The organism is Citrobacter braakii (assembly GCF_002075345.1).
GTDB classification, from domain to species: domain Bacteria; phylum Pseudomonadota; class Gammaproteobacteria; order Enterobacterales; family Enterobacteriaceae; genus Citrobacter; species Citrobacter braakii.
In genome coordinates this window covers 104,891-120,154 of sequence record NZ_NAEW01000009.1, presented here as the reverse complement: position 1 = coordinate 120,154, position 15,264 = coordinate 104,891, and the positions used below count along the sequence as shown (strand labels likewise).

The following is a 15,264-nucleotide window of genomic DNA, read 5'->3' as shown; positions in this document are numbered from 1 at the left end:
TCATTTTGAAACCAATAGCTGGACAATAGGCAATTCACCGCTCGCTTGCAAGCCAGTAACCGCGCGGCGTAGCACGATTCGCTAACGCCTGATGCAAGCGAGTTTATAAAGGCATTATAATTGATACTGTTACGTCTTTTTATGCCATTTACCATCATCACCTTTTTGGTAATCATTTTTAACCGCGGCCCACGCCACCTTATGTGCAGTCTCTTCTCGGGTGGCATCGTCACGTCGGTCAGATTTGTCTTTATACTGTTCCCAGGCGCTGTTGAAAGCTTCTTTATAAATGTCCTGAGCATGGGCTGGCAGAACGTGCTGCACGCTGTCAGGCAGATCGCTTTTAGATTTATAGGGCATTGTGAACTCCTCTTTTTAGGCTAAACCTTAAGTGTGGTTAACAATGCGGCGAGACGCCAATAATGGACATTTTTAGAAATTTTCTTTACCTAACCCTCTGTTAATTAAACAGTCTATAAACAAGAAATTGGTTTTTGGCCGCTTTGAGAGGGAAAACAGGTGATGTAGTAAAATTTCGTAAAATGTCACCTACAAAACCACGTTTTCTGTTATTTTTTACATTCTTTAATACTTTTTATAATTATAAATACCTGCAGAGATGGAGAATTAATGCAATGACACAAGCACATGAGGCGGTAAAAACCCGCCACAAGGAGACCTCTCTCGTCTTCCCGATTTTGGCGCTGGTAGTACTGTTCTTCTGGGGGAGCAGTCAGTCACTACCAGTGGTCATCGGTATTAATGCGCTGGCCCTTATTGGTATATTAAGCAGCGCATTCAGCGTTGTCCGTCATGCGGACGTATTAGCCCATCGACTTGGCGAACCCTACGGGTCGCTGATCCTCAGTTTGTCCGTTGTTATTCTTGAAGTCAGCTTAATCTCCGCATTAATGGCAACCGGCGATGCCGCACCTACGCTCATGCGCGATACGCTGTATTCAATCATTATGATCGTAACCGGGGGTCTGGTCGGTTTTTCATTACTATTAGGTGGCCGTAAATTTGCCACTCAGTATATGAACCTATTTGGTATTAAGCAGTATTTAATCGCCCTGTTCCCACTGGCCATTATTGTACTGGTATTCCCGATGGCGTTGCCGGGGGCAAATTTCACTACCGCGCAGGCGCTGTTGGTGGCGTTAATTTCTGCGGCGATGTACGGCGTATTTTTGCTGATTCAAACTAAAACGCACCAAAGTCTGTTCATTTACGAGCATGAAGACGAGGGTGACGACGATGACCCGCATCACGGTAAGCCGTCAGCGCACAGCAATCTGTGGCACGCCGCCTGGCTTATCATTCATCTGATCGCTGTTATCGCCGTGACCAAGATGAACGCCAGCCCGCTTGAGACCTTGCTGACTGAACTGAATGCGCCAGTCGCATTTACGGGTTTCCTGGTCGCGTTACTGATCCTCTCGCCTGAAGGACTGGGCGCACTGAAAGCGGTTCTGAGCAATCAGGTACAGCGGGCAATGAATTTATTCTTCGGTTCGGTGTTAGCCACAATTTCGCTGACCGTACCGGTGGTGACGCTGATTGCATGGGCAACCGGGAATGATTTGATGTTTGCGCTGGGTGCGCCAGAGATGATTGTGATGGTTTCATCACTGGTTCTGTGTCAGATCTCTTTCTCCACCGGACGCACCAATGTGCTTAACGGTGCAGCGCATCTGGCACTGTTTATCGCTTATCTGATGACAATATTTGCCTGAGTATTATTTTAGACGTACCCCACGGTCCTCTTCAGGGCCGTTTTCTTTTCTGCCGATATAACACAATCGATGGCGCGTCTGGTGCCTGACGGCGACCTTTATACCCTTTTCAAATAGCAGGCCGGAGGGAAATTCCGGCCTGTCACAATCTCTTAGTTCTCGGTATCCAGCTCGTCGAAGCTTTTCACCAGGTCATCAATCGCTTTAATCTGCGTCAGGAACTGTTCCAGCTTCGCCAGTGGCAGCGCGGATGGACCATCGCATTTCGCATTGGCTGGATCCGGATGCGCTTCAATAAACAGACCTGCCAGACCAACCGCCATACCGGCACGCGCCAGTTCGGTAACCTGCGCACGACGACCGCCGCTTGCTGCGCCAAACGGATCGCGGCACTGCAGCGCATGGGTAACGTCAAAAATCACCGGTGAGTTGCCGGAGACTTTCTTCATCACGCTGAAGCCCAGCATGTCCACAACCAGGTTGTCATAACCAAAGTTCGCACCACGGTCGCACAGAATAACCTTATCGTTGCCGCCTTCATGGAATTTATCCACGATGTTGCCCATCTGAGCCGGGCTGATGAACTGCGGTTTCTTCACGTTGATAACGGCACCGGTTTTCGCCATTGCTTCCACCAGATCGGTCTGACGAGCAAGGAATGCCGGAAGCTGAATCACATCCACCACATCAGCAACAGGCTGTGCCTGGCTGGCTTCGTGAACGTCGGTGATCACTTTTACGCCAAAAGTCTGTTTCAGTTCCTGGAAGATTTTCATCCCTTCTTCAAGGCCCGGTCCACGGTAAGAGTGGATGGAAGAACGGTTGGCTTTATCAAAGGAGGCTTTAAACACGTAAGGGATACCCAGCTTTTGAGTAACGGTTACGTAGTGCTCACAAATGCGCATCGCCAGATCGCGGGATTCCAGCACGTTCATTCCGCCAAACAGCACGAACGGCAGGTCATTTGCCACGTTGATGTCGCCAATGCTAACCACTTTTTGTTTCATAGGATCGCCTTAAACGGTAGGTAAAGTGTGATTAATCAATGCAATACAATTTGTTTGTGCGAAATAGTATTAATTTGCGCACGAATCATTTCGCTGATCGGGTCTTCCGGACACTGTTCAACGAAATAACTTAAATCTGTCAGCGCAACATGTTCGCACTCGAGTTGCGCGTATATTAAACCACGATCGCGAATTTCATACGGATCTTCAGGATTAAACTGCAATAGTGCTTCACTGGCACGCAGCGCCAGCTCCATTTGCCGCTCTTCCATCAGTGATGATTTCAGCGTGTCGAGCAGTTTGCGGATCACTTCCGCGTTATCCGCCTCATCCAGGTCTTCGTTAAACAGCTCCGCGACCGGGCTGATGTTCCCCTTCAACCACACTTCCAGCGTGTGCTCATTTAACGTTTCGCCATTGAATGGATTGATTAGCCACATTTCACCATCGAGCGACTCAATACGAAGGATCAGTTGCGTCGGGAAAATCACCGGTACCAGCGGCAGCTCCAGTCTGTTGGCAATCCACAATAAGATCGCCCCCAGAGACACGGCGCTGCCCTGCCGATTTTTCAGTACCTGGTCAAGCCAGAGTGCATCAGAAAGACGATAGACGCCGTGGGTATCCGTAAATCCCCATTCGCCGTAAAAAAGTGCCAGCAGTTTTTCCAGTTGCTCATCCTGAGACAGGAGCTGGCTAATTTCTTCTTGCGCCAGACTGACCAGACGTTCCAGTTCGTCGTAGACAGTTTGTGTTGGAAAATCCAGACGGATAGACTCCGACGCCAGGATCATCCCATCACACAATGGCGCTTTATTAAATTCGAAATCAGCTAACGACCTCATGCTTACCCCAGTAACGGTATTTTTGTGGTGGCGAGTTTAATGATGATGTACAGCACCACCAGCGCCAGCGGAAATGCGACTAATCGCGCCTGCTGACTGCGCGCCCGACGATAATCGAGCGCAATAAAACCCAAAACGATGTAAATGATAACCCCAAACAGCTTTTCAGTCAGCCATGTCCCGTGCTCAGTGAATGGCAGGATGTGCGCTTTAACCATTAGCGCCACGCCGCTGAGTAATAAAACGGTATCCACAACCGGTGGCACAATGCGCGTCCAGCGTGCGCAGGCAAGACGCGAGTCGGTGTAACGCCACCAAAAACGCAGCGTCAGCAAGCCAACGGAAAGCGCAATACTGATGAGATGAATGTTGAGTAACACACTGAAGGTACTCATGATGGGATGCGTCCAAGCGTAATTCGTTCGTTGCCGCCATAATCACGGCAGGTTTCAACCGTCTGGTAACCCGCACGAGTAAAGACGTCCCGGACGGCCTGCCCCTGCTGCCAGCCATGTTCCAGCAACAGATAGCCGCCGGGCGTTAACACGCGCTGAGACTGGTCAATGATATGCACGATATCCGCCAGTCCTCGATCGCCCGCCACCAGTGCCGACAGAGGTTCAAAGCGTACATCGCCTTGCGCCAGGTGCGGATCCTGTTCGTCGATATACGGCGGATTGCTGACAATCATGTCAAACTGCTGTCCCTGCAAAGCGCTGAACCAGTTGCTTTGCAGCACGCAAACATTGTCGATGCCCAGATGCTGTTTGTTGCGAGTGGCCAGCGCAACAGCATCCGGCATGCGGTCAACCGCCGTTACTGCGCAATCCGGACGCTCGGTTGCCAGCGCCAGCGCAATGGCGCCCGTGCCAGTTCCCAAATCGAGAATGCGGCACGCTGACGCCGGCAGGCGAGCCAGCGCCTGTTCCACCAGACACTCAGTATCCGGACGAGGGATAAGCGTAGCCGGAGACACAAACAGCGGCAGCGACCAGAACTCCCGCACGCCGGTTAAATGCGCCACCGGCTCACCCCGCTGACGGCGCTCCAGTAATGTGTCGAGCTGTTGACGCTGCGCCTCGGTTAATACCGTTTCACCGAAAGCCAAAATAAAGGTGCGTCCCTTACCGGTAACAAACTCGAGCAAAATCTCGGCGTCACGGCGCGGGCTTTCACTTGCCTGTAATTGGCTTATCGCTTCACGCAGCCAGTGCTGATAATCCATTAATCCTGCTCGGACAACGCCGCCAGTTGGTCGGCCTGGTATTCCTGGACAATTGGCTCAATGAGCATATCCAGTTTGCCTTCCATCGCTTCATCCAGACGGTAGAGCGTCAGGTTAATGCGGTGATCGGCCACGCGACCCTGCGGGAAGTTATAGGTACGGTTGCGATCGCTGCGATCGCCACTGCCCAACAGATTGCGACGCTCAGAGGCTTCTGCCTGTTGACGTCTTGCCACTTCGGCGGCACGAATTCGCGCCCCCAGCACCGACATCGCTTTCGCTTTGTTTTTATGCTGCGAACGTTCGTCCTGGCATTCCACTACGATACCGGTCGGCAAGTGGGTAATACGGATTGCGGAGTCGGTGGTGTTAACGTGCTGCCCCCCTGCGCCTGATGAGCGGAAGGTATCAATACGCAGATCGGCCGGGTTGATGTCCGGCAGTTCGGCATCCGGCAGTTCCGGCATGACCGCGACCGTACAGGCAGAAGTGTGAATACGGCCCTGTGACTCCGTCGCAGGTACGCGCTGCACACGATGCCCACCGGACTCAAATTTCAGTCGACCGTACACGCCTTCGCCGCTAATTTTGGCAATGACTTCTTTAAACCCGCCATGTTCGCCTTCGCTGGCGCTCATGATCTCTACCCGCCAGCGACGCGATTCAGCGTAACGGCTGTACATGCGGAACAGATCGCCGGCAAACAGCGCGGCCTCATCACCACCGGTTCCCGCACGCACTTCGAGGAAGGCGTTACGTTCGTCATCAGGATCTTTAGGCAACAGCAGAACCTGCAGATGTTGCTCCAGCTGCTCGCATTTATCTTTTGCTTCACGCAGTTCATCCTGCGCCATTTCACGCATTTCAGGATCGTCGAGCATCATCTGAGCCGTCTCGATATCTTCCTGAACCTGTTGCCAGTCCGTAAAACAGCGAGATACATCGCTTAATTGCGCATATTCGCGCGACAGTGCACGAAAGCGTTCCTGGTCTGCGATAGTCCCCGCATCCCCGAGCAGCGCCTGAACTTCTTCATGGCGTTCATGCAGGGCTTCCAGTTTGGCAACGATAGAAGGCTTCATAGGCGTAAATGCACCCTGTAAAAAATAAGATTGGTGTGCTGCTACTCCAGCCCGAGGCTGTCGCGCAGAATATTCAGGCGTTCACTATCCCCGTCACGGGCGGCCTGTTGAAGTGATTTGGTTGGTGCATGGATCAAGCGGTTGGTCAGTTTCCAGGCCAGATCCTGCATAATGGCTTGCGCATCACCACCCTGTTGAAGAGCGGCCAACGCTTTGGCAGTCAGTTCATCACGAATCTGTTCTGACTGACTGCGATACTCGCGGATAGTTTCACTTGCGCCCTGAGCGCGTAGCCAGGCCATAAATTCGCTGGTTTCCTGCGCCACAATGGTTTCGGCTTCCACGGCCGCCGCTTTGCGCTGGGCCAGGTTATGCGAAATGATGCTTTGCAGGTCGTCAACGCTGTACAGATAGGCGTTGGACAACTTACCCACTTCCGGCTCGACATCGCGCGGTACGGCGATATCCACCAGCAGCATAGGTTGATTACGGCGATTTTTAAGCGCGCGCTCCACCATTCCTTTGCCGATAATTGGCAGCGGGCTGGCGGTAGAACTGATAATAATATCGGCATCCTGTAAACGCGCGTCGATATCACTCAGCGAAATCACTTCGGCGCCGACTTCATCCGCCAGCACTTGCGCCCGCTCGCGGGTACGGTTGGCGATGATCATCTTCTTCACTTGATGCTCACGCAGGTGTCGCGCCACCAGCTCAATGGTTTCGCCTGCGCCCACTAACAGCACGGTCACCGTGGAGAGCGATTCAAATATTTGCCGCGCCAGCGTACAGGCGGCAAAAGCCACGGACACGGCGCTGGCACCGATGTCTGTTTCTGTACGTACACGTTTAGCGACAGAGAATGATTTCTGGAACATGCGCTCCAGCGCACTGGCGTTCAGGTGACCTTTTTGCGAATCCGCAAAAGCTTTTTTCACCTGCCCCAGAATCTGCGGTTCACCAAGCACCAGCGAATCCAGACCGCTGGCAACACGCATCAAATGACTGACGGCGTCGTTGTCCTGGTGCCAGTACAGGCTATTGCGCAAGTCTTCTTCATTAAGATTATGGTAATCGCACAGCCAGCGAACCAGCGCTTCTTGCAGGTTATCCTGCTCTTCAACGCTGAGATACAGTTCCGTACGGTTACACGTCGACAGCACCACCCCGCCCTGCACCATTGGCTGCGCAAGCAGGCTGTCCAGCGCCTGATCGAGCGTATCCGGCGAAAACGTTACGCGTTCTCGCAGCGATACAGGTGCCGTTTTATGGTTAATACCAAGCGCTAAAAGGGTCATGTGTGCGGGAATAGTACCAGCGTTGATAAGGTTAGACTGGGTGCATCATACAGGATGCGTGCGGTCAATAAAAGAGACAGCCCCCTTTTGGAGTAATAGCTTAGTGCACAAATTTGAGCGATTTAAGATAACTTGAACGTAGACGATGTATGATGGCGGCGCTAGCATTAAGAGTTATAACTGCAACGTATCTCAAGGATTTGTCATCATTATGACCCTGCCTGATTTTCGCCTGATTCGCCTGCTGCCGTTGGCGGCCCTGGCTCTTACCGCCTGTACGCTCAACGCGCCGAAAGGTCCCGGCAAAAGCCCTGACTCTCCACAGTGGCGCCAGCACCAGCAGGAAGTACGCGCCCTGAACCAATATCAGACGCGCGGTGCGTTTGCGTATATTTCCGATCAACAGAAAGTCTATGCCCGCTTTTTCTGGCAACAAACCGGACAGGATCGCTACCGTCTCCTGCTGACCAATCCCCTGGGCAGCACTGAACTGGAACTCAATGCCCAGCCGGGCAACGTCGAACTTGTCGATAACAAAGGCAAGCACTACACCGCTGACGACGCCGAAGAGATGATTGGTAAGTTGACCGGCATGCCTATTCCATTGAACAGCCTGCGCCAGTGGATCCTTGGCCTGCCGGGAGACGCCAGCGATTACAAACTCGACGACCAGTATCGTCTGAGTGAAGTGAACTACAGCAAAGACGGTAAAAACTGGAAAGTGGTCTATAGCGCCTACGACAGCAAAATTAAGCCTGCGATGCCGGCAAACATGGAACTGTCCGACGGCGATCAGCGTATTAAGCTGAAAATGGATAACTGGATTGTGAAATGATGACCCACTGGCCCTCTCCGGCAAAACTGAATCTGTTTTTATACATCACCGGGCAGCGTGCGGACGGTTATCACACTTTGCAAACGCTATTCCAGTTTCTTGATTATGGCGACACGTTAGGTATTGCGCTGCGTGGCGACGGCGAAATCCGCCTGTTAACGCCGGTGGAAGGCGTTGCACATGAAGACAATCTCATTGTCCGTGCGGCGCGCTTGCTGATAAAGGCGGCGTCTGAAAGCGATCGCCTTCCCAAAGGGAGCGGCGCCGACATCAGTATCGAAAAACGCCTGCCGATGGGCGGCGGTCTTGGCGGAGGTTCGTCTAATGCAGCTACCGTCCTGGTGGTGCTGAATCACCTTTGGCAGTGCGGACTTTCGGTTGATGAACTGGCAGGACTCGGCTTAACGCTGGGGGCGGACGTTCCCGTATTCGTGCGCGGCCATGCGGCCTTTGCTGAAGGCGTAGGTGAAATTCTGACCCCGGTCGAGCCAGAGGAAAAATGGTATCTGGTCGCCCACCCGGGAGTCAGTATTCCGACGCCAGTGATTTTTAAAGATCCCGACCTCCCGCGCAACACGCCAAAAAGGTCAATAAAAACGTTACTAAAATGTGAATTCAGCAATGATTGCGAGGTTATCGCAAGAAAACGTTTTCGCGAGGTTGATGCGGCGCTTTCCTGGCTGTTAGAATACGCGCCGTCGCGCCTGACTGGTACAGGGGCTTGTGTCTTTGCTGAATTTGACACTGAGTCTCGTGCTCGCCAGGTGCTTGAGCAAGCCCCGGAATGGCTCAAAGGCTTTGTGGCGAAAGGTGTCAACCTCTCCCCATTGCACAGAGCGTTACTCTAAATCATTCGGGTTTCAGGAAGATGGCGAAATATGCCAGCACACATGAAACGTGAACGATGACGAGTAAGCCGGGCAAGCTGAGTTGCGGTGACAACGTCACCCTGTTCCAGACGTTGCATCGCGCTCTTTAATACACCGCATGGAGAGGATACTGCCTGGCCCGCACAGTTTTCGGCAGATTCTTTCCACCAATGGACGCATGCCTGAGGTTCTTCTCGTGCCTGATATGAAGCTTTTTGCTGGTAACGCCACCCCGGAACTAGCACAACGTATTGCCAACCGCCTGTACACTTCACTCGGCGACGCCGCTGTAGGTCGCTTTAGCGACGGCGAAGTCAGCGTACAAATTAATGAAAATGTACGCGGTGGTGATATTTTCATCATCCAGTCCACTTGTGCCCCTACTAACGACAACCTGATGGAATTGGTCGTTATGGTTGATGCGCTGCGCCGTGCTTCCGCAGGCCGTATCACCGCCGTTATTCCTTACTTCGGCTATGCACGTCAGGATCGTCGCGTACGTTCCGCTCGTGTACCGATTACTGCTAAAGTCGTCGCTGATTTCCTGTCCAGCGTTGGCGTTGACCGCGTCCTCACCGTTGACCTGCATGCTGAACAGATCCAGGGCTTCTTTGACGTACCGGTTGATAACGTATTCGGTAGCCCGATCCTGTTAGAAGACATGCTGCAGCTGAATCTGGACAATCCGATTGTGGTTTCTCCGGACATCGGTGGCGTCGTGCGTGCCCGCGCTATCGCTAAACTGCTGAACGATACCGACATGGCTATCATCGACAAACGACGCCCGCGCGCGAACGTTTCTCAGGTGATGCACATTATTGGTGACGTTGCAGGTCGTGACTGCGTGCTGGTTGATGATATGATCGATACCGGCGGTACGCTGTGTAAAGCAGCAGAAGCACTGAAAGAACGTGGTGCAAAACGCGTATTTGCTTACGCTACCCACCCGATCTTCTCAGGTAATGCGGCAAACAACCTGCGCAATTCAGTGATTGATGAAGTCGTTGTCTGTGACACGATTCCACTGACTGACGAAATCAAAGCACTGCCAAACGTGCGTACATTGACCCTGTCGGGTATGCTGGCCGAAGCGATTCGTCGTATCAGCAACGAAGAATCCATCTCTGCTATGTTCGAGCATTAATCGAGCCCGGCTCAAAAACCCGCTGCGGCGGGTTTTTTTATCTGCAACATCTATTTGTATGACTTATGCCTCCTTCACCTGCCATTTAGTTGACAGATGATGCGCTCATGGATGAAACATTATTGTGAACAGATTATTTTCCTCACATGTGATGCCTTTCCGCGCCCTCATCGACGCTTGTTGGAAAGAAAAATATACCGCTTCTCGCTTTACCCGCGACCTGATCGCCGGGATAACCGTTGGGATCATTGCCATTCCGCTGGCGATGGCCCTGGCAATAGGCAGTGGCGTGGCGCCGCAGTACGGCTTGTATACCTCAGCCGTGGCTGGGATTGTTATCGCCCTTACCGGGGGTTCACGTTTTAGCGTATCTGGACCAACCGCCGCTTTCGTGGTGATTCTGTATCCGGTGTCGCAACAGTTTGGGCTGGCAGGCCTGCTGGTCGCAACGCTAATGTCCGGGATATTTCTGATCCTTTTCGGCCTCGCCCGTTTTGGTCGCCTGATCGAATATATCCCGGTATCCGTTACGTTAGGTTTTACATCGGGTATTGGTATCACCATCGGTACCATGCAGATTAAAGATTTTCTCGGTCTGCAAATGGCCCATGTCCCGGAGCACTACCTGCAAAAGGTCGGCGCGCTGTTTATGGCCCTGCCAACCCTCAACGTTGGCGATGCCGCAATTGGCGTGGTGACGCTGGGGATCCTGATTTTCTGGCCGCGTCTGGGGATCCGACTGCCGGGCCACCTTCCTGCGCTGCTGGCAGGCTGTGCGGTAATGGGGATTGTGAACCTGACCGGCGGCCATGTCGCCACCATCGGTTCTCAGTTCCACTACATTCTGGCTGATGGCTCGCAGGGTAACGGTATCCCGCAATTGCTGCCGCAACTGGTATTACCGTGGGACATGCCGGAGTCAAACTTTACCCTGAGCTGGAGTTCGTTACAGGCGCTGTTACCAGCCGCCTTCTCCATGGCGATGCTCGGGGCGATTGAATCTCTACTGTGCGCCGTCGTACTTGATGGGATGACTGGCACCAAGCATAAAGCCAACAGTGAGCTGATTGGCCAGGGCCTGGGTAACATCGTGGCACCGTTCTTCGGTGGTATCACCGCCACGGCGGCAATTGCCCGTTCTGCGGCAAACGTCCGCGCCGGGGCGACCTCACCAATTTCAGCGGTCATCCACGCGATTCTGGTGATCCTTGCCCTGCTGGTGCTTGCGCCGCTGCTTTCCTGGTTACCGCTTTCCGCCATGGCCGCCCTGCTGCTGATGGTGGCATGGAACATGAGTGAAGCGCATAAAGTGGTGGATCTGCTGCGTCATGCGCCAAAAGACGACATCATTGTCATGCTTATGTGTATGTCGCTGACGGTGCTATTCGACATGGTGATCGCCATCAGCGTCGGTATCGTTCTCGCCTCCCTGCTGTTTATGCGTCGTATCGCGCGCATGACGCGTCTGGCGCCGGTCAACGTAGACGTACCTGACGATGTGCTGGTGCTGCGCGTTATTGGCCCACTTTTCTTTGCCGCTGCGGAGGGATTATTTACCGATCTCGAATCGCGTATTGCAGGTAAACGTATTGTGGTCTTGAAGTGGGACGCGGTCCCGGTACTGGATGCCGGTGGTCTGGACGCTTTCCAGCGTTTTGTAAAACGCCTCCCGGAAGGGTGTGAACTGCGGATCAGTAATCTGGAATTCCAGCCGTTACGAACCATGGCGCGCGCGGGCATTCAGCCGATTGCCGGACGCCTGACGTTCTTCCCGAATAAAGACGCCGCGCTGGCAGATATCAGCTGACGTGTAGCCCAGCCAGGCGAAGCGCCGCCGGACTACAAATGACAGGCAAAAAAATGGCTCCCGTGTGTGGGAGCCATTTTTATAATCAGCTTATTGCTTACGCGTTCAGCAGTTGCTCAGCTGTCGCTTTCACGCTTGCCAGCAGGACTTTGACATCCTCCAGACACACCGTGGGGTTCAGCAGCGTCAGCTTCAGGCAGGTTACGCCATCTGCTTCGGTCACGCCAACGTTGGCGCTACCAGAAGCCAGCAGAACGTCGCCAATACGCTGGTTCAACAGCGCAACGAACGCCATGTCGTCACTGTGCGGACGGAAACGGAACAGCACGCTTGCCAGCTGCGGCTCCATCACCAGTTCCAGGTGTGGCTGAGTTTTCACAAACGCAGCCACATCACGCGCCAGCGTTACGCCGTTATCAATGATTTCGGCATACTGCTTTTTGCCCAGCGCTTCGAGACCCATCCACAGCTTCAGCGCGTCAAAACGGCGCGTGGTCTGCAGCGATTTCGACACCAGATTCGGTACGCCCGCCTCTTCATCAAAATCAGAGTTCAGGTACGCCGCCTGGTAACGCATCAGCTCGTAATGACGCGCGTCTTTCAGCAGGAACGCGCCGCAGCTGATGGTCTGGAAGAACTGTTTGTGGAAGTCCAGCGTCACAGAATCCGCCAGTTCAAGGCCGTTCAGGAAGTGACGATACTGCTCAGAAAGCAGTAACGCCCCGCCCCATGCTGCATCCACATGCATCCAGATCTGGTGTTCTGCCGCCAGCGCCGCAATGTCCGCTAACGGGTCGATCGCACCCGCATCGGTAGTACCCGCAGTGGCGACAATCGCCATCACCTGTTCGCCGTTGGCTTTCGCCTGGGCCAGCTTGTCTTTCAGGTCAGCCAGATCCATGCGTGAGAACGCATCAGTCTTCACCTGGGTGACGGAACGGTAACCCAGCCCCATCAGCGCCATGTTCTTCTGCACAGAGAAGTGCGCGCTTTCAGAGCAAAATACTTTGATTTTGCTCAGGTCGCCGGTCAGACCATTCTGCTGAATGGAATGCCCCTGGCGGGCAAAAAAGGCGTCGCGCGCCAGCATCAGGCCCATCAGGTTGCTCTGGGTGCCACCGCTGGTGAACACGCCCGCATCGCCTGCCGCATAGCCCACCTGCTCACGCAACCATTCGATCAGTTTGATCTCAATGATGGTCGCCGACGGGCTCTGATCCCAGGAGTCCATACTCTGGTTGGTGGCGTTGATCAGCACTTCTGCCGCCTGGCTAATCACCAGGCTCGGGCAGTGCAGGTGCGCCACGCACTGCGCATGGTGAACCAACAAGCTGTCTTTCAGAAAGTATTCAACCGCACGCTCAATAGCGGCCTGGTTGCCCAGGCCCTGAGACGTAAAATTCAGGTTGATACGTTCGCGCAGTTGCTCAACGGTTTTGCCCTGATACATCTCAGGTTGCTTCAACCATTCAACGACCGCTTGCGTACTCTGCTCGATCGCGTCCTGGTAGGCAGCAATGCTTTGTGCCGAGCCGGACAGAATCGGATTTACGTCTGACATTCGATCCAACTCCGTTTAAACCGGCTTCACGCCAGCGCCCAGCAGGGCATTTTCGAATTTATCGAGGAAAATCTCCAGCTCTGCGTTGGTGATCAACAGAGACGGCAGCAGACGCAGTACGCAACCGTTACGGCCGCCACGCTCAAGAATCAGGCCGTTTTCGAAACATTTTTTCTGCAGCAGCGCGGAAAGCTCGCCATCGGCCGGGTAGCAGCCCATGTGATCCTGCGCTTCGTTCGGCTTAACGATTTCCAGACCAATCATCAGGCCCAGACCACGTACCTGGCCGATAACCGGGTAACGTTTCTGCAGGTCAGTCAGTTTGCCTTTCAGCCACTCGCCCTGGGCAGCAACTTTATCGGCAATCTTGTCGTCTTTGAGGATTTTCAGCGTTGTCAGACCGGTCGCCATCGCCAGTTGGTTGCCGCGGAAGGTGCCAGTGTGGTGGCCCGGGGCCCACGCATCGAACTGCTTTTTAATGCCCAGTACCGCCAGTGGCAGACCGCCGCCAACCGCTTTGGACATCACGATGATATCCGGCTCAATACCGGCGTGTTCGAAGGCGAACAGTTTACCCGTGCGCGCGAAGCCAGCCTGAACTTCATCGATAATCAGCAGAATGCCATGTTCCTGGGTCACTTTACGAATACGCTGCAGCCACTCGATCGGAGCCGGGTTTACCCCGCCTTCGCCCTGCACCGCTTCAAGGATCACGGCAGCCGGTTTACGCACGCCACTCTCAACGTCGTTGATCAGGTTTTCGAAGTAGTAGGTCAATGCTTTGACGCCAGCGTCGCCGCCAATACCCAGCGGGCAACGGTACTGATGCGGATACGGCATAAACTGCACTTCCGCCATCATGTTGCTGACGGCTTCTTTCGGCGACAAGTTGCCGGTCACGGACAGCGCGCCGTGGGTCATCCCGTGGTAGCCACCGGAGAAGCTGATGATGCTGGAACGGCCGGTAACTTTCTTCGCCAGCTTCAGCGCCGCTTCAACGGCATCGGCACCGGACGGCCCGGTGAACTGCAGGCAATACTCTTTGCCCTGGCCCGGTAATAAAGAAAGTAAATACGATGAGAATTCATCTTTTAACGGTGTGGTAAGGTCAAGCGTATGTAACGGTAAGCCGCTTGTGATGACACTTTGAATGCTCTGCAGCACTTCAGGATGATTATGACCAAGCGCCAGGGTTCCGGCACCTGCCAGGCAATCAAGATATTGATTATTTTCTACGTCAGTAATCCAGACGCCCTGCGCTTTAGCAATCGCTAATGGCAGTTTACGTGGATAGCTGCGGACATTAGATTCAAACTCAGCCTGTCTTGCTAAAAAGGTATCATTGCTCTGTGGTAATGAATTAGCACTTAAAGTATCAATACGGACTTTATCCGTCATCATATCACTCCTACAACCAGGTGTAGATTAACGCCTGATTGAATAAATGGTTATAAGGGTTACCTGTAAAAAAGCGCGGCTAATATATGTTGTTTTAGCCCTGGACTCAATCATTTATTTTTCAACACATTTAGCGGGTGTTTTTTCTTTATAATTCAAAGTGTAACAGCCACCCTTCATTACGAAATCCTAAAGAAATATATCTATTTAATTAACAATTACCGTAGCCAATTGCAACGCATACGATGTTATAAAAACCATGTAATTTTCATGTTTTTATTATTTTTTTACACGTTTTTACCATTAATAATGTACGCGTTTTCTTGTTACGACATGATTTTTCACTTATTTGTCGATAAATCGAATAAAAAAGTCGATCCCTAAATATAAATCACTTAGTATGGCGCGCTTATTTGCAGGCTATGTAAATAAAATTAATGCGCAGCACCCGGTAACG

General features: G+C 53.0%; 14 protein-coding genes. 5 read left to right on the top strand and 9 right to left on the bottom strand.

Annotated features, from left to right (window positions below; translation table 11 throughout):
• Positions 1-129 precede the first annotated feature (129 nt).
• The gene (gene chaB, locus BZK42_RS18935; protein ID WP_016153288.1) at positions 130-360 is read right to left on the bottom strand and encodes a putative cation transport regulator ChaB; all 231 of its coding nucleotides are present in this window, start codon (positions 358-360) and stop codon (positions 130-132) included.
• A 275-nt stretch (positions 361-635) separates the two neighbouring features.
• Here chaB and chaA point away from each other — a divergent pair, with 275 nt between their 5' ends.
• A complete protein-coding gene (gene chaA, locus BZK42_RS18930; RefSeq protein WP_016153289.1) occupies positions 636-1,736 on the top strand; it encodes a sodium-potassium/proton antiporter ChaA in 1,101 nt (366 codons plus the stop codon).
• Between the two features lie 152 nt (positions 1,737-1,888).
• Here chaA and kdsA read toward each other — a convergent pair whose 3' ends face one another.
• Genes kdsA through hemA form a run of 6 tightly spaced genes read right to left on the bottom strand, consistent with a single transcriptional unit; the run spans position 1,889 to position 7,193 of the window.
• Positions 1,889-2,743: a 3-deoxy-8-phosphooctulonate synthase gene (gene kdsA / locus BZK42_RS18925; RefSeq protein ID WP_016156739.1), complete on the bottom strand. Its 855-nt coding sequence runs from the start codon at positions 2,741-2,743 to the stop codon at positions 1,889-1,891.
• 35 nt (positions 2,744-2,778) lie between these two features.
• Positions 2,779-3,588, bottom strand: coding sequence for an invasion regulator SirB1 (gene sirB1 / locus BZK42_RS18920; RefSeq protein WP_003020775.1), 810 nt, complete (start codon positions 3,586-3,588; stop codon positions 2,779-2,781).
• A 2-nt stretch (positions 3,589-3,590) separates the two neighbouring features.
• Positions 3,591-3,983 (bottom strand): invasion regulator SirB2, encoded by a 393-nt coding sequence (gene sirB2, locus BZK42_RS18915; protein ID WP_016153291.1) that lies wholly within the window; start codon positions 3,981-3,983, stop codon positions 3,591-3,593.
• Positions 3,980-4,813 (bottom strand): peptide chain release factor N(5)-glutamine methyltransferase, encoded by an 834-nt coding sequence (gene prmC / locus BZK42_RS18910; protein ID WP_075848720.1) that lies wholly within the window; start codon positions 4,811-4,813, stop codon positions 3,980-3,982. Before prmC ends, sirB2 begins: the two co-directional genes overlap by 4 nt.
• A complete protein-coding gene (prfA, locus tag BZK42_RS18905) occupies positions 4,813-5,895 on the bottom strand; it encodes a peptide chain release factor 1 (RefSeq protein WP_080859805.1) in 1,083 nt (360 codons plus the stop codon). The genes prmC and prfA overlap by 1 nt, the downstream gene beginning before the upstream one ends.
• A gap of 41 nt (positions 5,896-5,936) precedes the next feature.
• Positions 5,937-7,193, bottom strand: coding sequence for a glutamyl-tRNA reductase (gene hemA / locus BZK42_RS18900; protein ID WP_016153294.1), 1,257 nt, complete (start codon positions 7,191-7,193; stop codon positions 5,937-5,939).
• 211 nt (positions 7,194-7,404) lie between these two features.
• Here hemA and lolB point away from each other — a divergent pair, with 211 nt between their 5' ends.
• The 4 genes from lolB to dauA all read left to right on the top strand — a co-directional run bounded on the left by lolB (position 7,405) and on the right by dauA (position 11,848).
• A complete protein-coding gene (gene lolB / locus BZK42_RS18895) occupies positions 7,405-8,028 on the top strand; it encodes a lipoprotein insertase outer membrane protein LolB (protein ID WP_047358971.1) in 624 nt (207 codons plus the stop codon).
• The gene (gene ispE, locus BZK42_RS18890) at positions 8,025-8,876 is read left to right on the top strand and encodes a 4-(cytidine 5'-diphospho)-2-C-methyl-D-erythritol kinase (RefSeq protein WP_080859803.1); all 852 of its coding nucleotides are present in this window, start codon (positions 8,025-8,027) and stop codon (positions 8,874-8,876) included. Before lolB ends, ispE begins: the two co-directional genes overlap by 4 nt.
• Before the next feature lie 217 nt (positions 8,877-9,093).
• Positions 9,094-10,041, top strand: coding sequence for a ribose-phosphate diphosphokinase (gene prs / locus BZK42_RS18885; RefSeq protein WP_001518537.1), 948 nt, complete (start codon positions 9,094-9,096; stop codon positions 10,039-10,041).
• 124 nt (positions 10,042-10,165) lie between these two features.
• Complete coding sequence (dauA, locus tag BZK42_RS18880) at positions 10,166-11,848, top strand: C4-dicarboxylic acid transporter DauA (RefSeq protein ID WP_029139565.1); 1,683 nt, start codon at positions 10,166-10,168, stop codon at positions 11,846-11,848.
• 97 nt (positions 11,849-11,945) lie between these two features.
• Here dauA and BZK42_RS18875 read toward each other — a convergent pair whose 3' ends face one another.
• On the bottom strand, positions 11,946-13,409 hold the full coding sequence (locus tag BZK42_RS18875; protein ID WP_016156743.1) for a pyridoxal phosphate-dependent decarboxylase family protein: 1,464 nt from the start codon (positions 13,407-13,409) through the stop codon (positions 11,946-11,948).
• A 15-nt stretch (positions 13,410-13,424) separates the two neighbouring features.
• Positions 13,425-14,810, bottom strand: a complete 1,386-nt coding sequence (locus BZK42_RS18870) for a diaminobutyrate--2-oxoglutarate transaminase (RefSeq protein WP_019076946.1) — start codon at positions 14,808-14,810, stop codon at positions 13,425-13,427.
• Positions 14,811-15,264 lie beyond the last annotated feature (454 nt).

Excerpts from the sequence above, each read along its gene's own strand:
- chaB (WP_016153288.1), bottom strand. The coding sequence starts at position 360 with ATGCCCTATAAATCTAAAAGCGATCTGCCTGACAGCGTGCAGCACGTT.
- lolB (WP_047358971.1), top strand. The coding sequence starts at position 7,405 with ATGACCCTGCCTGATTTTCGCCTGATTCGCCTGCTGCCGTTGGCGGCC.
- kdsA (WP_016156739.1), bottom strand. The coding sequence starts at position 2,743 with ATGAAACAAAAAGTGGTTAGCATTGGCGACATCAACGTGGCAAATGAC.
- BZK42_RS18870 (WP_019076946.1), bottom strand. The coding sequence starts at position 14,810 with ATGATGACGGATAAAGTCCGTATTGATACTTTAAGTGCTAATTCATTA.
- chaA (WP_016153289.1), top strand. The coding sequence starts at position 636 with ATGACACAAGCACATGAGGCGGTAAAAACCCGCCACAAGGAGACCTCT.
- prfA (WP_080859805.1), bottom strand. The coding sequence starts at position 5,895 with ATGAAGCCTTCTATCGTTGCCAAACTGGAAGCCCTGCATGAACGCCAT.
- hemA (WP_016153294.1), bottom strand. The coding sequence starts at position 7,193 with ATGACCCTTTTAGCGCTTGGTATTAACCATAAAACGGCACCTGTATCG.
- prmC (WP_075848720.1), bottom strand. The coding sequence starts at position 4,813 with ATGGATTATCAGCACTGGCTGCGTGAAGCGATAAGCCAATTACAGGCA.
- sirB1 (WP_003020775.1), bottom strand. The coding sequence starts at position 3,588 with ATGAGGTCGTTAGCTGATTTCGAATTTAATAAAGCGCCATTGTGTGAT.
- ispE (WP_080859803.1), top strand. The coding sequence starts at position 8,025 with ATGATGACCCACTGGCCCTCTCCGGCAAAACTGAATCTGTTTTTATAC.
- sirB2 (WP_016153291.1), bottom strand. The coding sequence starts at position 3,983 with ATGAGTACCTTCAGTGTGTTACTCAACATTCATCTCATCAGTATTGCG.
- BZK42_RS18875 (WP_016156743.1), bottom strand. The coding sequence starts at position 13,409 with ATGTCAGACGTAAATCCGATTCTGTCCGGCTCGGCACAAAGCATTGCT.